Origin of the sequence: Sporomusa sp. KB1 (assembly GCF_007830295.1) — a bacterium.
GTDB lineage: Bacteria > Bacillota > Negativicutes > Sporomusales > Sporomusaceae > Sporomusa.
Genome location: NZ_VLKC01000002.1, coordinates 2741085 through 2761649, shown reverse-complemented (window position 1 = coordinate 2761649; position 20565 = coordinate 2741085). Strand labels below are relative to the sequence as shown.

Here is a 20565-nt window from a genome sequence, read left to right as displayed (position 1 = left end):
AGTTCTATGAGCTGCTGGTAAGTGATGACAAGGCACTAAGCTGTGAATTCATGGTACTTATATATGTTTCTAAGGTTGTATATTTGTCGTACATCGTATCCTCATAATCATCGATCCGGTCTTCCTCATCCGAAATTTCATCTTCGTACTTTTCAATCAGAGTGGTTAGCGTGTTATCCGTTTCGCTGGTGTCACCATCAATACCGGCGATTTCTAAAAGCGCTCCTTCGTTGCCGGAACTAAAGGTTTTTGTCGAAATATTCTGCTCCAGAATGTCGAAAAAACGATAGGCAATGCCTTCTTCCTCGTACCTGGTTTCCAGGTCAGTCGAGTTTATCGAATACAAAATCGAGTTATTTCCCAGTGACTTGCCGGAAACGGATGAGGTGGTAGCCTTGGAGGTAGCCTTCTGGGTAAACAGATTCATAATGGCTTCCGGATCACTGGTGATAGCCGCGGTCAGAGTGTCTTCATCAATCTCGAGCGTACCTTGATCGGAATAATCGCTGGAGGTGGTTATTCCGAGGTCGGCAAGCGTAGTCGATGCACCGGAAACAGAATCGTACAGCGCGGTCCGCAAATCGCTCAAAAGATCTTTCAAGGTTGAGTCACTTTCCAGTAACCCCACTTTGGCCTTTGCTTCCCAGGCGGTAATCTCATCATCAGTCATTTCTTCTTTTTCATCATCGGTAAGTGGTGGGTAGTCTGAATCAGCATCTTCATCTATCAAAGCATTGATAGTCTCTATCAGTTCGTTATATGCATCCACAAAATTTGAGATTAAATCATAAACACCATCCGAATCTTGCGTTACCGTTACTGTGAGCGGGTCATCGGTGGTAGTTGTGATGCCGGTGCTACTATCAGTCGTTGATGTCGTCGTCAATGCATTTGCAGTATAGGTCACGCCGTCAACGGTAACAGAGTTGGTGCTACGAGTCATCTTCACACCGTCAATGGTAATTATGGCATCTGTACCGTCTGTTTGAACAGTCAACAATGTGCTAACAAAGTTGCTTGTGAAGTCGGTGCCTGTAGTGGAGTCCGTGGATGTGCAGTCAGCCACAGTCAACGTATTGCCGGCACCGGTATCGTCAGCCGTTAATGTCAGTTCACCGGTCAGTGAATTATAAGCTAGCGTAGCGCCTACATCAGCAGCGGCGACTGCCGAAATCACTTCTGCCAGCGTATCGTCTTCGTCTAAAGTTAGGGTAGTGCCGTTGATCGTAATTTGACACTCCCCGTCAGAATCAAATGTCAATGCTGTATTCAACTGATCGGAAATTACCGATAATTTAGAGGAAGTACTTAAGCGGTTGGAAAGGATGGGATCAGTCCCGAAGAGCTCACTCAAGCCATCATCATCATCAACAGCACTAATAGAGATGGCTTGTACACCTGAATCGTCCTGAGCGGTTATCTCCAAATATCCGCTAGAATTGGTACTAACTGTAACTTTAGTTGTTGAACCAACTGCGTCATCAATAGCATCTTGCAAGGAATCAAGGTCAGTTACACTGTCCAGGTCGACCGTATAATCCGTCCCATCAAGGGTAATGACAAAGCTTTCGTCGGTCAGGCTGGAATAATCGGCTGCCGCTGAACCCTGCACCTCTTTGGAAATACTGGCGCTGCTGGAGCAGGTAGCCTCTGTAGCCAGTTGGCTGACAGAGACAGTATGGCTGCCCGCTGATGCAGTAGTAGCTGCCGACACCGTAACGGCATCATCACTGCTTGTGGCATCATACTGTAAATAATTACTGGCTTTCATGATACTGCTGGACCCAGTCGTACTAAGATAAGTATCTGCAAAATCTGTCAGATCAGTAATAACGCTTTGATATGCTTCCTGCTTCCATTCTGCTGTTTGTAGCTTTTGTTGCAATTTATTTAACTTTTTTTCCTTTTCCGCTGCTACCAGGCTTTCAACAATGCCATCTACATCAATACCGGAAGCCAAACCGGTAATCCGGGTTACTCCATTAACCGTACTTGTGGTTATGCTGCTGCTTGAGGACATGTACGCTACCTCCCTTCTCCTAATTAGGCAATATAATCAATCAGCGACTTGGAGATTACCTTCGCCCCCACGGCAAGCGCGGCTTCATACGTATATTCGGCACTGGCTAATTCGGTAGTTGCTGTCGCCGTATCAATATTCTCATTATCTGTTAATAGTGAATTATAGGCTTCATAAGCATCATCCAGGCTGTCCGATATATCGCTCAAACCATCCATGCTGGCACCTAACGTACCTTGCGCATCTGTCACCCGATCAAGAGCATCGCCCAACTCATCAATTAAGTCGCTTATATCTAGCGTATTTGTAGTAACTGTCACAGTTCCGGACGAGTCTATTGTGGCAGACTTATAGGTGGTAGCACCATTTAGTGCGAGCAGTAGTTTTTCAACCGTATTAAAAAGATTGTCAGTACCTTCACCGGTGACGTCCTGGCCTTCAACATTTACAGTAACTTCAGAGCTAAAACCGACATTGTAGGTAATATCCTGATCCGAATCAGCAACAGCCGCCGTTAAAACATCGGCAGTATCCTCTGCCGACGCCGCTGCATTTGTTAACGTAGTCGAGCCACCATAAGTAGTAACTGCCGCCGCTAACGTATCGGAAGTTGCTTCCGCCGCTTCTGCCGCTTCCGATACGGTTGTCGTACTGCCATAAGTAGTAATGGCCGCCTCTAAGGCATCGTAAGTAGCTTTCGCCGCAGTCGTCGTGGAACTGGTAGGATCAGCGGCATAGGCAGTCTCATAGGCACTCTTCGCCTCTGACGCCGCAGCCGTTAAGGTATAAGACCCATAAGTAGTAACTTCAGCCGATAAGGTGGTAGAAGTTGACAAGGCATCGGCGGCAGCGGTGGCTAAGGTGGTAGTGCCACCATAAGTAGTAATAGCCGTTGTTAATGTGTCAGCAGTATTCTCAGCAGCAGCCGCTGCATCTATTAAATTGGTAGTACCACCATAAGTGGAAACAGCTGTATTCAATGTATTGTAAGTAGCTAGCGCCGAGGCTGCCTTAGCGGCTAAAACAATATTAGAAGAATCAGCAGTTGCTGCAGTCTGCGCAGTAGTGTAAGCCGTATAGGCATCATCTGCCGCGTCACTTAAGGAATCATAGATCTCACTGGCACTGGCGGTAAGATATGCCTCAATATCATCATCTGATACATCTGAAGATATTACTCCACCCAAACTCAAATATTGGCCTTTAAAAGTCACAGTATCACCAATATCGGTAGTCACGAGTTCATAAGGTTCCTCGCTGGTACTGTACCCGCCAAAAACATAACTGCCGGATTCATCCGCATTCATGTATGAAACAATATTTTGCAGATACGTTGCAACCTCTGTTGCGTAATTTTCCAGATCGTCAGCAGTAACTGTGTCAGAAGCTGCCGCAGTGGCTATTTCCTTCAGCGTTGTAATAGTATCACTTAATGATGATAACGCATTATCTGTAGTCGTCTGCCAGGCATCAGCAAGATCAGCATTGTCCTGATATTGCTCTATCTGGGAAACCGTGCTGCGGTAGGTTACCGCTCGCGTAGCCACCGTTGGATCATCAGAAGCCAATTGAATCTTCATATTGGACGCCACCGCTTCATTCGCTGCTGCTAGACGAACGGCGGCAGCACTAATATTCCGCAACGTATTAGCAGCGATCATCCCATTGGTTATCCTATACATAAAAAACCCCTCCTTTCTCTTAATCGTCTACCATAGCAAGGGTAGTATCATACAATTCATTCCAGGCACTCACCATGGCAGCCGACGCCGCATAAGCCGACTGATAGGTAGTCAGGTTAACTGTTTCCTCGTCGCTGGAAACTCCAGACACAGAAGTCCGGCTGGTGTTGATATAGGTTGCGGTCGCGCTTTTACTGGCATAGGCAGTTGCGGCAGAAGCGCTGTCGCCGGCAACAGTGGCAACAATTACATTGTACATCTCGGTCGCTGTGGAATTGCCGGAAATATTGACATCAGAACAAATGTCAATAATATCGTCAAGAACATCAGCATTGCTTTCGTCGCCGGCAGTGGAGGAAGCGGCAATCTTATTGGTATCGTCCTGAATATCCTTGGATACAGAGATATTGGCAGCCGTAATATTACTGTAGGCATCTTCTAGGTCTGAACCGCTATTCACGAACTCGTCTGATGATACCCCATCATAAGTAAAGAACCGGATACCTGTCGTATCATTAAGGCCATATCCATCGGCATGACCACTATAGGTGGTATCATCATCGGTTGTAACCCCTTCATTGAAAGCCTGCGCAAATGTCTGGGCAAATTCATCCAACTGATTCATATAATAAACGATCCCCTTGCTGTCCGAGGTGCTGCCATCCCGCATCTGCAGGTACCCGGTGAGAGCTCCGGAATCACCGCTATCAAAGTCATCGCCGCTTTCGGCCCAGCGGATGCCATACATGCCATATGAATCACTGTCCGAATCGGTGACAGTATAGCACTCCAGCTCATTAGCCTCGTCACCTTTTACCAGCGTAACTCCGTCCACAGTGATTGTATATGAGCCGTCATCAGCTGCCGTTACGTCAATGCCAACCAGACTGGAAAGCTCGTCCACAAGTAAATCCCGCTGGTCTTCTAAATCATTTGTCGAAGCGCCGGAAGCCGAAGCTGTGGAAATCTGGCTGTTCAGTTCGGCAATTTGCGAAGCATAGGAATTGATCTCTTCTACGGCTGTATACACTTCGGTGTTAAGCTGGCTGCGTATTGATTCCAACTCCTCCGCAGCAGAATTAAGTTGTTCACAAAAACTTTCAGCATAGGACAACACGGTAGCTCTGACTGTTGTATCTGTTGGGTCGTCAGCCAGCGTTTCTAATTCTGCTTCCAGGCTATCCAGCGCAGAGGAGATATAACTGGAACTCGTAGTACCGAAAACCTCCTCAATTTGTTCCATATATGTTGACTGAACTTCCAGTTCACTTGCTGCACTATTTTCCTGCCAATATTTTTGATTAAGGCGAAAACTGTTCACCCTGTCAACAGAAGTTACCTCGACCCCCGAACCAACTAGACTGCTGCTATAAACCGCAGCCGGACCAATAGATGACTGACTCACTACCTGCCGGGAGTAACCATCTGTGTCAATATTGCTCATGTTATTGGTGGTCACCGTCAGACCGACCTGAGCGGCAGTTAATCCCCGGTTGGCAATACTGAGTCCCGCAAAAGTTGAAGCCATTTCACTCCCCCCTTATATAATTAAACTGCAGCGATCAATCCTTCTATCATGCTATCAATCGTGCTCATAACCCGCGCACTGGCGGCATAGGCTGTTTGAAACTTGATCATATTTGACATTTCCTCATCAATGGAAATTGCCGATACAGCCTGTCGCTGATAGTCCAGCTGTGAGACCAGAGCGGCCTGTGTTTCGTAGTTGCTTGCCGCTGTATTACCTTCAGTTCCCAGCCAGGTAGTCAACGCTGTATAAAAGCCGATGATATTAAGCGCTGAGCCTTCGCTCTCATAGCAGGAGGTATCGCTTTCAAGCTTACAAATCGCCGATGCGATACTATAATCACCTGTTTCCCCACTGGAAGAAGTAACTACCTTGTCCGGATCACTCACCAGTTCCGGATTGACCTGAATATTGGTGATACTTAGCGGCTCACTGGAATCAATAGTCGTAAAAAAGTCCAGACCGGCATCACCATTAAGGTCAACCCCCGAAGTACACAGGGAATTAATTTCTGTTGCCAGCGTAGTAATCAAATCATTGATAGCCTGCCGCATTGTACTGATCGAACTGGTTGCATCTGTTGAAAAACTATAAGGAAGGTCGCTTGTATCAATGGTTTCGTAGCCTGTTTGATCAGCGTCTTCCAAATAAGCCCCGATACTCCCGCTGGTAATATCCACTTCGTCATCAGAATCAGCCCACACCACCTTCAGCGGGTCATCGGTTGTTCCGCTGCCTTCGACAGCCAGCGTATTCACCTTATCGCCATTGACCAGGGTTTCTCCCTCAATGGAAACAATAAGCGTTCCATCGGTTTTTGTAGTAACAGTAATATTCGCCAAAGACGACATCTCATCAAGCAAGGCATCACGCTGGTCCCGCAGGTAGCTGGCCTCACCGCCGCCTGCCTCTGCCAGCGTAATTTGCGCATTTAACTCGGCCACCTGCGAGGCAATGTCATTTAGACTGTCTACACCATCCTGTACCCCGGTCACAGCATCGGCCTGCAGTTGTTGTAAATCCTCATCAATAGCAACCAGCTTGGTAATCAAGTCAACCGCGGCTGTTACAACAGCCACACGATCAGTTTCACTAGATGAAGTTGTCGACGTACACAGCGTTTCCCATTCAGAGAAAAAATCGGTAATGGCCGCCTCCAAACCATCGGTGGTAGTTGTATTCCCATCGTCGTCAGTAGTAGTTGTGTTATATTCACTCAAAATTGTATCCATATATTCCAGATTGCCGCTTTTCACCGCCAAATAAGTGGAATCGGCATTCTCCGTCCGGTACGTACTGTCAAGGTATATATCACGTGAGCGCGTAATGGTTTCCACGGTAACACCATTTACTGAAGTTGTCCCGTCTGACTGGGTAATAGATGAATCCGCACTAGTCAGTTGCACCTTAGAAGCGCCGGTCGTATCCACATTGGCAAGGTTTGTGCTTGTTGTTGTCAGCGCGGCCTGGTTCGTATACATTCCCGAATAAGCGATGCTATAGGTGCCAAAAGTTGACATATTGTACCTCCTACCTTCACTAGCTGAATTATACCGACCGCGGTGCACATATTGCTCACAGCCGGTAGATCATCAGGTTAGTTTACTTGCGTTAGCCTACCATATTGATAAGCGACTGCACCATCTCATCGGAAGCGGAAATAATTTTAGAATTAGCCTGATAGGAGCGCTGACTGACCAGCATCGCACTAAACTGTTCTGCCAGATCGACATTAGACAATTCCAGTGCATAGGAGGTCATCGTACCTGTACCGCCTTCACCTGCAACAACATAGCTGAGATCACCTGAACTGAGGCTTTCTGTATAGAGATTGTCCCCTGCTTTCGTCAAGCCTTCCGCATTAGTAAACATAGCCAAGGCAATTTGGCCGATTGAGATCGTTTCTCCATTATCGTAGGTGCAATAAATAGTACCATCAGAGGAAATGCTATAACTTTGTGCTGTACCTGCCGAATATCCGTCAGTATCATCAGCCAGCGAGTCGGTGGCATTAGAGGTTTGAACATCTGAAAAGTCGAGATCGAAGGTAATATCCTCCGTGCCGGCAGATGCCGGCGTTGTCACTGTAATCGTTGTACTATCGGCGAAAGTATAGGAAGTTGAGTCAACTGTAAAGGTGGTTGTGCCAGCTTGAATACTATCTGGTGCCGATAAGGTGATTGTGCCAGCCGTTGTAGTAAATGTAGCTGACCCATCTGACGAACCAGTTACCGTTTTAGTTGTTCCATCCGGATAAGTGAGAGTAATGTCCCAGGTTGAGCCGTCAGAATTCTGTGCTGCAGTAATGGTATAATCACCTTCTGCCGAACCGGTTCCAATAGCAACATTAGAATACGCATAACCCGCGTCAGCAACTGCTGCCGTACGGGTAGTAGTCGATGTGGTCGTAATCGTCGTCGAACCTATCGAAAATGACGTAGGAGCAGTCAGGGTAATCGTCCCGCCTGTTGACAGCGTAATTGTACCTGAACCATCAGTTGAATCAGTTGCTGACCCCAGAACAGTAGTGCCATCACTAGCATATACAGTGATGTCATAACCACTACCACCACTTGCTGCACTTGTTGTTGTAATAATATAACTAGCGGCCGCAACATCAGAACTCGTAGTTATATTCGAAGTGGCGTAACCTGCGGTGTTGCTAGTAGAACTGGCTGTCGCAGCAGTAGTGGTGCCACCTGTCACCGTAAAAGAGCTTGTTCCTGTCGAAATCGTTGTTGGCGCTTTGATAGTAATCGCAGATGTGCCGCTACCAAATGTAGCTGCGCCAGTTGTTGAAGAAACCGATGAAGTCGTTCCGTCCGGATACGTCAGCGTAACAGTATAAGCGCCACTTGTACCTGTTACCGCGACAGAGTAAGTACCAGTTGCTACGGCAGTTCCCACAGAGATATTCGAACTGGCATAACCGGCAGTATCCTGAACTGCTGCCGAAAGAGTGGTGGCAGAAGTAACCAAATTGCCGTCGGCATCAAAAGCAATATACCCGCTGGAGGGGCTTATCGTTGTATCATCAGCGCTAAGTTCATAATACCAGGTAGTTATATCACCCTCGACAGCACATTTCTTCAAACTGACGGTAACATCATAGTCGTTACCTTGCGAATCATACACCGTAATTTCGGTTGTCGCGTCAAAATCCAGATCAGTTGTATCGCCGATCGCGGTTAGTCCAGTGGCCGTATCTGCCACATCATTATCACTGTCAAGATTTCCTGAAATAGTGGAAGAAGTAGTAACTTCGGGAGTCAGGGTATACTTATTGCCGGCGTAAGAATCACTATAAAGATTAATAGCTTCCGGTTCACTGCTAGTCGTGTAAACTATGTTACCGTCTTCATCAAGCGTATACTCTTCCCACCCGCAAACGATATAACCGTCAATTGTCAGGTTGCCATCATCGTCAACGCTCATACTGCCATTTCTGGTATACGCATACTCGTTGGCGCCTGTCTGGACAATAAAGTAACCGCTGCCGGTAAGCGCCACATCAGTCCAGTTGCTGGTTGACGAGCTACTGCCTACCGTCATATCGGTATCGGTACTGGCAACACTGACGCCAAGTCCAACCTGCGTGGCATTAGTGCTGCCGGTAGTCGCTGTACCCGAAGTAGCAGCACTAATTGTCTGACTCAATATATCACTAAACGTAACCGTCTGTGATTTGTAGCCTGTAGTATTAACATTGGCAATATTATTTGCGATTACATCAAGGGCTGTCTGTTCACTTTTAAGCCCTGAAACCGCGGTAGACATGGAGACCATTAAAGCCATAAGAAAAACCTCCTAAAATATACTATTTCATCTGTCGTTCAGAAATAGCAGTAACCTCCCTGGTTGGGTCCGGTTAAATACATACTAAAATAAACTGGTATTTCTTACATTACGTTGAAGACGTAGTAGTGGAGTCAGTTCCCACCTTCGTAATAGAACTATAATCTACTGTTGTTCCATCAACATTGACATATGTGTTGCTACCGGAAACCGTTACTGACAGCACAGTCCCTGAGCCTGTAACAGTACTGCCTGCTGTATTGGTAGTAGAATAGGTTACCTCTTGTCCAATTAGACTAAATGCTGATGCATTAGTTACAGAAGTACTAATTTCCGACAACGCCGATAAGGAACTGATTTGGGCCAGCTGAGACACATATTCGGTGCCGCTGACCGGATCGTCCGGGTCCTGGTATTTCAATTCGGTAGCTAATATTTGGACAAACTCATCAAAATCCAAACTGGTCGTAGAATCAGTACTAGAGGTCGTTGAGGCAGTTGACGTCGTGGATGTAATTGCTGATGTACTCATATTTCCTCTCCTTTTTCGATAAATATTCTATTTCTATGGTCAGTATCGCAAACATATATTTATTTTTTGTTAAGAAAAGTAAATAAAGAAAATAATGAGCACTTATTTGTAAAAATTTCTTCAATATAAAAAGGTGCTGTCTCAAAAATAAATTTTTGAGACAGCACCTTCCGTATTCAGACAAACTAATTGTCCATAGTGAATTTTATATTTTCGCGCCACGAATACGGTCATTCATAACGTAATGCTTCGATGGGATCCAGCAATGCTGCTTTTCTGGCTGGATAAATACCAAAAAACAAACCAACTGCAACCGATACTCCAAAGGGCACCAGAATCGATATCGCTGATAGTACTGTTTGCAAACTACCAAAAGTCGAGATAGCAAATGCCGCCGAAATGCCCAGGGCAATACCAAAAATGCCGCCAAGCACACCAATAACCACCGATTCTATCAAAAACTGCAGCATAATATCGCGATATGTCGCGCCTAAGGCTTTTCTTATGCCGATTTCCCTTGTTCGTTCAGTCACTGACACCATCATGATGTTCATAATACCGATACCGCCAACCAGTAGCGATATGGCCCCAATACAACCGAGAAATAAGGTAATGGTTCCTGTCGTTTCAGTCATCATCGCCATGATACTGGTTAAATTGCGTACAGTAAAATCATCTTCCTTAGTACCGCTGATCTTGTGCCGTTGCCTTAACAAACTGGTGATTTGCTCCTGTGCCTGATCCATTCCTTCCAGCTTCGTAACCTGGATACTAATCGAATTAAGGTAGGTAATGCCTAGCAAGCGTTCTTGCGCTGTTGTTAGTGGCACTAGTATGATGTCATCCTGATCCTGGCCCATAGTTGATTGCCCTTTGCTGTCCAGGATACCAATAATCTGGTAAGGGGTATTGTTGATCCGGATATTTTGTCCGATGGGATTCAGCTCACCAAATAAATTTTCGACAACAGTGGCCCCCAGAACAGCCACCCGATTGCGCGAATTGATATCCTGCTGAGAAACGAAACTGCCGCTGCCCACTGTCAAGCTTTTAATGGCCATATATTCGGGCGTAATTCCATATACGGTTGTTGTCCAGTTTTGATTGCCGGCAATGATTTGATATTGTTTGCTAACAGTAGGTGCTACATAATCAATACCTTGCACCATTTTTTTTATATACTCCGCATCTTCCAGCGATAAGGTTATGCTGCTGCCGGAAGCCGAGCGTACCCCCTGGGAAGAGGCCGCTCCCGGACTGACGATTAACATATTGCTGCCGAGACTGGCAATTGAACTTTGCACCTTTTCCCTGACACCCATCCCAATGGATACCATCGAGATAACCGCGCCTACGCCGATAATGATACCCAGCATCGTTAAAATAGAACGAAGCTTATTAGCCAGCAAAGCTCGCAAGGCAATCGCAATGCTTTCTTTTAACATGCACGTTGCTCCTTTATCTCATCACTTATAATCAATCCGTCACGTACTGTGATAACGCGTTTCGCATACTCGGCAATGTCTGGTTCGTGAGTAACCAGAATGATGGTTTTCCCTTGTTCATTTAAATTGCCAAATATCCGCATAATATCAACACTGGACCGGCTGTCAAGATTCCCCGTAGGTTCATCAGCCATAATAATACTGGGATCATTGATCAGTGCTCTGGCAATTGCCACACGTTGGCGCTGACCGCCTGACAGTTCGTTGGGCATATGCTGTTTACGCGTCGACAAGCCAACAGAGTCCAGGATTGCAGCTGCTCTCGTCAGCCGTTCCTTCTCCGCTACTCGGGCATAGACTAAGGGCAATGCGACATTTTCCCATGCCGATACCCGTGATAGTAGATTGAAGTTTTGAAACACGAAACCAATACGCTTATTGCGTGTTTTCGCTAACTCATCATCATTCATAGTCGCAACTTCCTGATCCTGGAGCAAATAAGATCCACTGCTAGGACGGTCAAGACATCCCAGGATATTCATCATGGTCGACTTACCTGAGCCTGATGGCCCCATAATAGCAACAAATTCTCCGGTTTTTATTTCTAGTGAAATCCCGGCAAGCGCCGCTACTGTTTCTTCACCAATTTTATAGCATTTCGTAATTTCTTTCAGCATAATCCCCATAACCATTGAACTCCTTCTCCCTCTACATAGGTGGCGGACCATTATTTTTTTGCGTAGAAGAACTCTGGGTTTGTGATTTCGTATAAGAAATTATTAATTTATCATTATCCTGCAACCCACTGATAATCTCAACTTTATCACTGCTTGTCAGGCCGGTCTCAACCGGAACATTTTCACTTTTTCCGTTATCGCGCAATACCATTACATATTGCCCACTGGTGCTGGTTTTTAATGCCGCTAAAGGAATTAATAGCGTATTGTCTTTCTCATCAATTTTGATAGTGACTCTGGCCGTCATTTCTGTCTTCAGCAAATTTTCAGGATCTTCAGCAGTAAGCGTTACGTAATAATATACTACACTACTGGTAGAAGAAGAGGATGAGGAGGACGACGATGATGAGGAGGACGAGGACGAGGACGTACTTGTGGTACTTGTCGAAATTTCCCCTATTTTATCAACAGTGCCTGTAAAGGTATGATTCTGATAGGCATCCACAGTAAAAGTCGCCGCTTGCCCGATTTTGATCTTGCCAATATCTGTTTCATCTACCTTTACCTTTACTTTTTTGCGTGAAACATCACCAATCATCATAACAACTGTCGGATCATTGACGCCTGCGGTCACCAGCGTTCCTATCGCTACCGGTTCTCCCAAAACTACACCATCCATGGGCGAGACCAGTACGGTTTTTTCCACATCCGACTTGGCCTCATTATAACTGGCTACAGCCGTCTGATAATTAAGCAAGGCGTCTTCCAGATCAGCGTCGGATTTTGCGCCAATGGAATGTAAATACTGATACCGCTTATATTTTGCACCATAATTATTCATTGAGTATTCAGCTTTATTCATTGTGGTTTCCAGAGACTTATCATCTAAGATTGCCAGAGTCTGACCAACCTTTACATGATCATTTTCCTTGACTTTAATCTCTTTGATCAACGCTGTAACCTGTGACGAAATATCCACGGCGTCGATAGGCTTCACAATTCCAGTCGCCGATACACTAGAGATAATCTTGCCTCTGGTTGCCAGCACCGTTTCCTGATTAGCAGACGCCTTAACTTGTTGTGTATGATTGTAGTACCAAACTCCGCCGGCAATCCCCAGTAAAATGACAATACCTGTCGCCAAAATTTTCTTATTGATTTTCTCCCACATGTTGCTGCCTCCTAGTCCATTCCCATGGCATTTTCTAATTTTGCCTTATATGTCACATAATCGTACTGGGCGGTAATATAATTGTTCTTTGCTGTCGTTAATGCCAATTGGGCATCAATCACATCAAGAATGACTCCTTCCCCTACCCGATATTTCGCCTCAGCAATAAAATAATCTTCATCGGCCTTATGTACGGCAAATTTCGTTGTCTCAATCCGCTTCTCAGCTTCCCTCACTCCCAGATAATATTCTTTTACAGCAAGCTCCACCGAATCCTCCTGCGCTGTCAACTCCAAGCGGGCGGTATCGACTGCACTTAGCGCTTTTTTGACCTTGGCATTGGTAACCTGACTGTCAAACAAATTCCAACTGGTTGTTACCCCAACATAGATTTCCTTATTATCATCCTCAGGTAAAACGCTGCTGCTCCAGCCGGTTGCCGCGGTAAGCGACACCGCTGGTTTTTTATCAGCTTTAGTAACCTCCACAGTTTTCTCGGCCTCATCAATAGCAAGCTGATACTTTTTTATATCCGGACGCTGCTCTTTGGCCACAGCCACACATTCATCCATTGTCTGCTTGAAGGGAACATACTGAAACTCCTCAACAAACTCAATAGCTTCCGAACTTTTCCAGCGAATCATATTTTTGAAAGCATTAACCGCAACTTCCGAAGAATTTTTGGCCTTTATCAACGTTTGCTGCGCATCTGCCAGTTCTACTTCTGATCGCAATACGTCTGATTTCGCAACATTGCCGGCACTATACTGGGCCTGGACATCATTAAGATGCGATACATAATTATCAACTGTCTCCTGATCGACAGCCTGCGTTTTGTGGGCTTCAATCACATCATAGTAGGCAGACAAGGTGTTTAATTTTACATCCTGCCTGGTTTTTAGCAGACTGAGACCGGCTATTGTCACATCGGTTTTAGCAATCGCGATGTTGCCTTCATTCTTGCCGCCAGAGTATAAAGGCAACGACAGCGTAATGGCGCTGGTACTACTGTTTCCCGGGTAATTGATCCGGTTAAGATAAAAAGTATTAGAAGCATCAATCGATATTCCCTTGCTGCCTTTTGTACTCTGTAATGCATATTCTGCTTGTTTTTCACTATTTATGGCTTTTTTTATATCCAGGTGGTTTTCCAGTGCCATATTTACTGCTTGTTCCACAGTGAGAGGTGCGGCAAAACCCATCGTAGTCTGAGCCAGTAAACATAGCCCCAAAATACCTGCCTGTTTTACGTATTGTCCTACCAAACTCAATTAAAGTCCCCCTTATCATGCTACAGCTGTTCTCATACTACCTTAGTAGCATTGTTATGATAACATACCAATGTTACTAAATTGTTACAACAATATTAGGATTTTCATTCTGATTAATTCATATTAAAATAAAAGGGTACTATTCTCCAATCGACAATAAACATCAAAGGAGATCACCTTATGGCTAAAACTGTCTTACTAGTTGATGATGAGCTGCGAATGAGAAAGCTTGTTGCCGATTTCCTGCTACGCGAAGGCTATCACATTCTTGAAGCTGCCAACGGCCAAATGGCCTTACACCTCTTGTCTGTAGAAAAGATAGACCTGGTCATCCTTGATGTCATGATGCCAGAACGCAATGGCTGGACAGTCTGCCAGGCGATTCGCAAAAACGGCACAATTCCGGTTATCATGCTTACCGCCAAAAGCGAAGAAGCCGACCAGCTTTACGCTTTTGAAATAGGGGCCGACGAATATGTTACCAAGCCCTTTAGCCCCAAGGTTCTGACAGCGCGGGTAAATGCCTTATTCCGGCGCATGGAGCAAGAAAAAGACAAAACCGCCTTATGTGGCGGTCTGGTTATTGACACAGCTGCCCGTCAGGTATTTCTAGACGAACAGCTGTTGGACTTGAGTCCCAAAGAATATGAACTTCTTAATTATTTGGCCGAAAACACAGGCAATGCACTGAGCCGCCCACAAATCCTTGATCACGTATGGACGTACGACTATCTGGGTGAGCTGCGCACGGTAGATACCCACATTAACCGGCTTAGAACCAAGCTTGGTGCTAAGAGCACCCTGATTCATACCATCAGAGGCTATGGCTACCGCTTTGAGGCAGAAAAATGACAGCATCGATTCGCACAAAACTCTTTCTTAGTCTCAGCGGCTTTGTCCTGTTGTTTGTATTACTATCGCTGGCTTCCCTTGGATTTGGCCTGGAAAAATTCTATACTTGGCAAAAAAAGGCACTCCTCATAACCACCAGTCACAACATCGACCAGCGATACCAGGGCTCCCCTGAAAAAGTATCCCTGGAGCTGGAGCGATCAGCCAATACCCTGGGAGCCCACATTATTATCTTCACTCCGGAAGGCAGCATCAAATACAGCTCTGTTAGCCATATTTTGAACAAGCAGCCACCTGAACCCTCTACAACTTCGCCTACCAGTCAATTCCGAATCCCGCCTAATTCGATGCAGCTAATCAAAAGCAGCCAAATCATTGATAGTCAAACAGTACTTGAGATGCAGCTGGACCAGATGTTGAAAATTGACTTTATGGTTCTGGAAAGGCAGCTAATGAACGGTGATATCCTAATCATCAGACAACCGCTGGCCCCTATGTCTGAGAGTGCTATTGCCGCGGCTCATTTTATGACCATAACTGGCTTCCTAACCCTATTAGCCGGTTGCGTCTGGGCCTTCTTGTTTTCCAAGCGCTTTACCCAACCGATCCTTGAACTTAAACAAATCGCCCAAAACATGGCGCGTCTGGACTTTTCCCAAAAATGCCGGGTAAACCAGGCTGATGAGCTTGGTGAACTTGGCAACAGCATTAACCACTTATCAGACCAACTGGACACTGCCATCTCAGCCCTTAACCAAAAAAATCAACAATTATTGGCTGATGTGGAAAAAGAGCGGGCTTTAGATAAAATGCGCAAATCCTTTGTGTCCAATGTTTCCCATGAGCTGAAAACACCGCTCTCGCTGCTATTAGGCTACGCCGAAGGATTAAAAGAGAATGTCGCCCGTGATGAAGAAAGCAAAAATTTCTATTGCTCAGTCATTATTGACGAAGCGGAAAAGATGGATAAACTGGTCAAAGACTTGCTCAACCTTTCACAGCTGGAATCAGGCTTATTTGAACTGAAACGGACTGATTTTGACCTGTTGCCATTATTGCAGGATATTGCAAAAAAATATATGTCTGTTCTCAAAGAAAAAAGTATTTCCCTGGAAATAAATGCACTAACCAGTCCTGAAGTCAACGGCGACCCCCGGCGTATTGAACAGGTATTGCTTAATCTCTTCACCAATGCGCTCACCCATGCCCAAGGGGAAAAGCGTATTAGGCTTTGGCTTGAGGATACTGAGAATAGAATCAGAGTCTGTATCTATAACTCTGGGCAGCCAATTCCTACTGACAGCCTGGAGAAAATATGGACAAGCTTCTATAAAATCGATGAAGCTCGCACCCGGGAATTCGGCAGGTACGGGCTAGGTTTATCGATTGTACGCGCTATTCAGGAACAGCATGGGAATGGGTATGGAGTGAAAAACATGTTCAATGGTGTTATATTTTGGTTTGACCTGAATAAAGCTGAAAAACCATCCTAGGGTTACCTTTCACCAACTGAGAAATTTTTTGGTATATTGAGGGAGAATCTGGCTATACTACTCCTGTACTACAACTAAAGCGAGGTGAAAAACGATGTCTTTACCTGGTGTAAAATGCAAGGTATCAAACTGTAGGTACTGGAAATCTGGTGAACAATGTGACGCTTCTGCAATTGAGGTTAACGTTGATGGCGGCAGCACAAGTGCCCGGCAAAGTGAGCAAACCAACTGTCATACCTTTGAGTCTAAGAATTCCTAATTAATATAGGCTCTACGTAATAAGCCGTCCATGAATGAAATGGACGGCTTATTTACTATTATTCACTTTCTACCCTTTATTATTATTGTAGTCTCTATCATTAAAATAGTTTAACCACGAGGAAGTACGGTGCAGTTCCCAATTACAGGGTGGCATGTACTTGGCTTTCATACGCTCTTCTTTGCCGCCCCCTTTGAAGCCTTCATACATTTTTACATAAATACACTTCTGTTGTTCAGGATAAACCTCACACCATCCATCGCGGCTGCCGCCGCAAGCACCATTGCGCTGTTGCTTGGGACACTGCGACATTGGACAAATAAAACCGAGTTCGTGCATGGCACAATCACCACAGAACCGGCATTCATTTGTCATTGTCTTGGTGGTGTATTCAGCAATAGTAAATGGCTTTTTCAGGCAGGAGTTATCAATAAATTTCGCAACTGCTTTGTTTAGCGGGTAAAGCGGTGCCTTATGGTCAAATGCCACCCCATGGACCAAGTCCATTACCGACTGTTTTAATGAGGAATGGCCCGAACCGGTCTGCCTACGGTCAAAGGGTTGGCAAGTATTGAGTCCTGTTGTTACATCTTTTTCAAAAAAATAAAAACCGTCAGCCTGCGGATAGTCAAAATCGGCTACTGCAATATCCTGCCAGTTACCACTTTGTTCCTCGCCTTTTTCCATAATATATTGCACATCGGCATAGCTAAGACCATGACCACCAATATTTACACCATCATAACGTAAGCCCTTAAGTACTGCATACAATTTGGCTGCTCTGAGCAATTGCTGTTCTTTTTTATTTGCAGCATCTGCCTGCTCTGCTTCCAATTTTTTCACCAATTTATCTGTTACCACACAGCCAGGAATCAGATTCTTATTCATCAGTTTAGCCACAGGTACAGACAGCACATAGATATTCCCAATAAGTGGTACGTTGAATTGATTACTATCGGCATACTTGCGCAACTCATCAAATTTTCTGGCATCAAAACCCAGCTGGGTAATAATAAACCTGGCACCATTCGCTATTTTTTTATGCAGCTTGTAATATTGAGCCATAGTTTCTGCTTCGGTAGCTTTGAACGGTGAAACAACAGCCCCAGCAAAAAAGTGAGTAGCAGGCAGGTTAGTGTAGGCACCTTCATTCATTTTCGTAATCATGCGGAGAGCATGGACTGCATCAAAATCGAAAACCGGCTTAGCCAGACCCGCATATCCTTCTGTGGGATAATCCCCAGTCATAACCAATAAATTGTGAATATCGGCCCTGCCCAACGCATAGAGTTCGCTCTCCAGGGCGTTTCTGTTTTTATCTTTGCTGGTAAAATGGACAAGCGGGTCAATACCCAGCCGTTTGGCTTCCACAGCCATGGAGTACGGCAAGATAGCTGCTTTACCACCAGGATTATCTGTAATCGTAATGGCATTTATTTTGGGGTCCTTAGCCGCCAACTCAGCCATTTTCAGCAGATGTTCCTGTGCCTTTTCCCGCATACCCCGTCCAGGAACTAGTTCCCAGGTTATCGACAACTGTTCAGGGTCAGCCAACGCTTCACTAAAAGAACATTTTGGGGACATCATATACTCCTCCTTCTGCCACAAAACTTTTGCCCTATGTTTTTATAGTTTTTACCACTTTCCTTATCATAACTTATATTCTTTGCTTAGTATACCGCTTTTACCACCTTAACACTCTTTTGTCCTGATTGAACTACACCGGGGAACCACATTTTTGTTTACCCAGAAACAAAAATGTGGTATTGTTATATTGTTTCTGCGGAAACAAAGGGGGAATGTATGTGGATAATGCAATAAAAATTATAAGATCACTTACCCGAATACAAGAACGTTCCACTATTTTTGAGCATCATCGAGAAGATATTTTTGTGGGGATTAATTTAGCAGAAGCACATTGCATTGATAAGATCGGCTCAATGGATTATGCAAATGTCACGAAAGTAGCGGCTGAAATGGGTATGACACGAGGTGCCATAAGTAAAATCAGTAAGAAATTGCTAAACAAAAAATTAATTGACAGCTATCAAAAGCCAGAGAATAATAAAGAGATTTATTTCTGCCTGACGGAGCAAGGGCAGAAAGTATATATCGAACATAAAAAGTGTCATAATCAAGCGGGGCAAGAAAAATTAGCTCTTTTGTCAGCATATAGTGAATATGAGCAATCTATTATCTTACGGTTTCTGAACGATATAAACCAGAAGTATGATAAAAAACTAACTGAAGAAATATAAATAGTACATAAGAGGAGGATATGGAATTGAATCAAAAATATGTATATGTAGTAGCAGTAAGTCACTTTTTCTGCGATATTGGCATGGGGGCATTGCCCGCTATTTTGCCGTTTTTTATTTTACAGTATGGTATGGATTATCAAGCTGTAGCGGGTTTGATGTTTGCATCCTGCTTTTTATCTTCCGTTGTACAGCCTACCTTTGGCTGGCTGGCAGATCGTACGTCAAAAACATGGCTTATGCCGCTGGGAATTTTTTTAGGTGGTGCAGCAATGGGGTTGGCAGGACTTTTTGAAAATTATTGGGCTATTTTTGCAGTGGTAACGGTGAGTGGAATCGGCAGTGCTATTTTTCATCCTGAAGCGGCGCGTATGATCCATAAACTTTCCGGAACAAGAAGAGGTACGGCCTTGAGTATTTTTTCTGTAGGCGGGAACGGTGGTTTTGCTGTCGGACCGATTATTGCCGTGGCTGCCATTACGGCATTTGGCATGAAAGGGACAGCGGTATTTTGTTTGTTGGCATTGATCATGGCAATGATTTTATTGGTGATTGTTCCGAAAATGAAAGCAGATATCGCGCAGACTTCAGTTTCCGAGGTAGCGGCAGATGGAAAGGTCACAGAACCAAAAATCAATCTTAAAAATGATTGGCCATCCTTTGCGCGATTGACATTGCTGATTATTTTTAGTTCGATTGTCATTTGCGGGCTAAGAAGCTTTATTCCGCTGTATTTGGTAAATGTCACGGGGCTTTCTACTGCGGCAGCTGCTTCAGCGTTGACACTACTATTTATGTTTGGTGTAGTGACTACACTCATTGGCGGACTGTTGGCAGACAAAATCGGCTACTTGAAAGTGGTGCAAATGAGTTATGTACTGTTGGTACCGATGGTAGGTTTATTATCACAGACGACGAATGCGTTCATTAGTTATGCGTTAATGATACCGATCGGATTTGCTATGTTTTCACCGTTTAGTTCGGTCGTTGTTTTGGGGCAGAGCTATTTAGCACGCAGTATAGGTTTTGCATCCGGAGTAACACTGGGACTTTCTTTCAGTGTGGGTGGTATGTTTGTGCCATTGATTGGTGGGTTTGCGGATAATCACGGCTTGCCAGCAACGATGGAACTTCTTACAGCGGTTGCACTACTGGCAGCGTTGTGTTCATTCTTTCTGCCAAAACCCGTACATCTTGGGGCAAGTCCAGCGGCGAAGGCGTTGTAATTATCCTACTTATTGGAATAGCCAAAATGGAAGTTCCTATTTTGGCTATTCCAACGGAGAAACGCGGGGACTGGGAGTTTGTTTCTTAGAGTTTGACTTTAACTAGCAGGTCTTTGCCTCCCTGCTGCCTGAATAACAAAAATTCTTCCAATACCTCCCTAAATCTTTGGATAGTATCCGTTGTATCTTTTCCCTCTTTATCCAGCCGATCAAGTTCTTCAGATAGTTGCCAAATTTTATCATATAGCTCAGTTTCTTGTTTCTTAAAATCCAGGTATCTGATATTCATAAGTCAGTTAAACCCACCCCTCCTTATTTTATCTGGAGGCTTCTATGCCCTCCTGTAATCTCCCATG

The 20565-nt window shown here is 44.8% G+C and carries 17 protein-coding genes; 5 read left to right on the top strand and 12 right to left on the bottom strand.

The window, feature by feature from the left end:
• Nucleotides 1–4: 4 nt before the first annotated feature.
• From fliD to SALPA_RS16410, 10 genes are all read right to left on the bottom strand, one after another.
• The gene (fliD, locus tag SALPA_RS16455; protein ID WP_145096329.1) at nucleotides 5–2020 is read right to left on the bottom strand and encodes a flagellar filament capping protein FliD; all 2016 of its coding nucleotides are present in this window, start codon (nucleotides 2018–2020) and stop codon (nucleotides 5–7) included.
• A gap of 23 nt (nucleotides 2021–2043) precedes the next feature.
• A complete protein-coding gene (locus SALPA_RS16450; RefSeq protein WP_145096326.1) occupies nucleotides 2044–3702 on the bottom strand; it encodes a hypothetical protein in 1659 nt (552 codons plus the stop codon).
• Nucleotides 3703–3721: 19 nt separating this feature from the next.
• Nucleotides 3722–5230, bottom strand: coding sequence for a flagellar hook-associated protein FlgK (gene flgK / locus SALPA_RS16445; RefSeq protein WP_145096323.1), 1509 nt, complete (start codon nucleotides 5228–5230; stop codon nucleotides 3722–3724).
• 20 nt (nucleotides 5231–5250) lie between these two features.
• Nucleotides 5251–6750 (bottom strand): flagellar hook-associated protein FlgK, encoded by a 1500-nt coding sequence (gene flgK, locus SALPA_RS16440; protein WP_145096320.1) that lies wholly within the window; start codon nucleotides 6748–6750, stop codon nucleotides 5251–5253.
• Between the two features lie 91 nt (nucleotides 6751–6841).
• Nucleotides 6842–9025 carry a flagellar hook-basal body complex protein gene (locus SALPA_RS16435; protein WP_145096317.1) on the bottom strand — a complete coding sequence of 728 codons (2184 nt, stop codon included), beginning with the start codon at nucleotides 9023–9025 and terminating at the stop codon, nucleotides 6842–6844.
• A gap of 109 nt (nucleotides 9026–9134) precedes the next feature.
• Nucleotides 9135–9557: a flagellar hook capping FlgD N-terminal domain-containing protein gene (locus SALPA_RS16430; protein WP_145096314.1), complete on the bottom strand. Its 423-nt coding sequence runs from the start codon at nucleotides 9555–9557 to the stop codon at nucleotides 9135–9137.
• 230 nt (nucleotides 9558–9787) lie between these two features.
• Nucleotides 9788–11002 carry an ABC transporter permease gene (locus tag SALPA_RS16425; RefSeq protein ID WP_145096311.1) on the bottom strand — a complete coding sequence of 405 codons (1215 nt, stop codon included), beginning with the start codon at nucleotides 11000–11002 and terminating at the stop codon, nucleotides 9788–9790.
• Complete coding sequence (locus SALPA_RS16420) at nucleotides 10996–11688, bottom strand: ABC transporter ATP-binding protein (RefSeq protein WP_145102034.1); 693 nt, start codon at nucleotides 11686–11688, stop codon at nucleotides 10996–10998. The genes SALPA_RS16425 and SALPA_RS16420 overlap by 7 nt, the downstream gene beginning before the upstream one ends.
• 22 nt (nucleotides 11689–11710) lie before the next feature.
• Nucleotides 11711–12850: an efflux RND transporter periplasmic adaptor subunit gene (locus SALPA_RS16415; protein ID WP_145096308.1), complete on the bottom strand. Its 1140-nt coding sequence runs from the start codon at nucleotides 12848–12850 to the stop codon at nucleotides 11711–11713.
• 11 nt (nucleotides 12851–12861) lie between these two features.
• Nucleotides 12862–14121 (bottom strand): TolC family protein, encoded by a 1260-nt coding sequence (locus SALPA_RS16410; RefSeq protein ID WP_145096305.1) that lies wholly within the window; start codon nucleotides 14119–14121, stop codon nucleotides 12862–12864.
• A gap of 180 nt (nucleotides 14122–14301) precedes the next feature.
• On the opposite strand from SALPA_RS16410, the gene SALPA_RS16405 reads away from it, so the two are divergent.
• From SALPA_RS16405 to SALPA_RS16395, 3 genes are all read left to right on the top strand, one after another.
• Nucleotides 14302–14973 (top strand): response regulator transcription factor, encoded by a 672-nt coding sequence (locus tag SALPA_RS16405; protein WP_094606086.1) that lies wholly within the window; start codon nucleotides 14302–14304, stop codon nucleotides 14971–14973.
• Complete coding sequence (locus SALPA_RS16400; RefSeq protein WP_145096302.1) at nucleotides 14970–16466, top strand: cell wall metabolism sensor histidine kinase WalK; 1497 nt, start codon at nucleotides 14970–14972, stop codon at nucleotides 16464–16466. Before SALPA_RS16405 ends, SALPA_RS16400 begins: the two co-directional genes overlap by 4 nt.
• 94 nt (nucleotides 16467–16560) lie before the next feature.
• Entirely contained in the window at nucleotides 16561–16725 is a 165-nt protein-coding gene (locus tag SALPA_RS16395) for a DUF1540 domain-containing protein (RefSeq protein WP_145096299.1), read from the top strand.
• A 69-nt stretch (nucleotides 16726–16794) separates the two neighbouring features.
• Here SALPA_RS16395 and SALPA_RS16390 read toward each other — a convergent pair whose 3' ends face one another.
• Nucleotides 16795–18312 carry a methylenetetrahydrofolate reductase C-terminal domain-containing protein gene (locus tag SALPA_RS16390; RefSeq protein WP_255451235.1) on the bottom strand — a complete coding sequence of 506 codons (1518 nt, stop codon included), beginning with the start codon at nucleotides 18310–18312 and terminating at the stop codon, nucleotides 16795–16797.
• A 218-nt stretch (nucleotides 18313–18530) separates the two neighbouring features.
• Here SALPA_RS16390 and SALPA_RS16385 point away from each other — a divergent pair, with 218 nt between their 5' ends.
• Together SALPA_RS16385 and SALPA_RS16380 are read left to right on the top strand one after the other, a co-directional pair.
• Complete coding sequence (locus tag SALPA_RS16385; protein ID WP_145096296.1) at nucleotides 18531–18983, top strand: MarR family transcriptional regulator; 453 nt, start codon at nucleotides 18531–18533, stop codon at nucleotides 18981–18983.
• Nucleotides 18984–19009: 26 nt separating this feature from the next.
• Nucleotides 19010–20209 carry an MFS transporter gene (locus SALPA_RS16380; RefSeq protein ID WP_145096293.1) on the top strand — a complete coding sequence of 400 codons (1200 nt, stop codon included), beginning with the start codon at nucleotides 19010–19012 and terminating at the stop codon, nucleotides 20207–20209.
• 85 nt (nucleotides 20210–20294) lie between these two features.
• Here the strand turns inward: SALPA_RS16380 and SALPA_RS16375 are convergent, their stop codons facing one another.
• A complete protein-coding gene (locus SALPA_RS16375) occupies nucleotides 20295–20498 on the bottom strand; it encodes a hypothetical protein (protein WP_145096290.1) in 204 nt (67 codons plus the stop codon).
• Nucleotides 20499–20565: the final 67 nt, after the last annotated feature.

Coding starts and splice junctions, on each gene's coding strand:
- SALPA_RS16450 (WP_145096326.1), bottom strand. CDS start 3,702: ATGTATAGGATAACCAATGGGATGATCGCTGCTAATACGTTGCGGAAT.
- flgK (WP_145096320.1), bottom strand. CDS start 6,750: ATGTCAACTTTTGGCACCTATAGCATCGCTTATTCGGGAATGTATACG.
- SALPA_RS16435 (WP_145096317.1), bottom strand. CDS start 9,025: ATGGCTTTAATGGTCTCCATGTCTACCGCGGTTTCAGGGCTTAAAAGT.
- SALPA_RS16425 (WP_145096311.1), bottom strand. CDS start 11,002: ATGTTAAAAGAAAGCATTGCGATTGCCTTGCGAGCTTTGCTGGCTAAT.
- SALPA_RS16405 (WP_094606086.1), top strand. CDS start 14,302: ATGGCTAAAACTGTCTTACTAGTTGATGATGAGCTGCGAATGAGAAAG.
- SALPA_RS16415 (WP_145096308.1), bottom strand. CDS start 12,850: ATGTGGGAGAAAATCAATAAGAAAATTTTGGCGACAGGTATTGTCATT.
- fliD (WP_145096329.1), bottom strand. CDS start 2,020: ATGTCCTCAAGCAGCAGCATAACCACAAGTACGGTTAATGGAGTAACC.
- SALPA_RS16395 (WP_145096299.1), top strand. CDS start 16,561: ATGTCTTTACCTGGTGTAAAATGCAAGGTATCAAACTGTAGGTACTGG.
- SALPA_RS16390 (WP_255451235.1), bottom strand. CDS start 18,312: ATGATGTCCCCAAAATGTTCTTTTAGTGAAGCGTTGGCTGACCCTGAA.
- SALPA_RS16400 (WP_145096302.1), top strand. CDS start 14,970: ATGACAGCATCGATTCGCACAAAACTCTTTCTTAGTCTCAGCGGCTTT.
- SALPA_RS16375 (WP_145096290.1), bottom strand. CDS start 20,498: ATGAATATCAGATACCTGGATTTTAAGAAACAAGAAACTGAGCTATAT.
- flgK (WP_145096323.1), bottom strand. CDS start 5,230: ATGGCTTCAACTTTTGCGGGACTCAGTATTGCCAACCGGGGATTAACT.
- SALPA_RS16420 (WP_145102034.1), bottom strand. CDS start 11,688: ATGGGGATTATGCTGAAAGAAATTACGAAATGCTATAAAATTGGTGAA.
- SALPA_RS16430 (WP_145096314.1), bottom strand. CDS start 9,557: ATGAGTACATCAGCAATTACATCCACGACGTCAACTGCCTCAACGACC.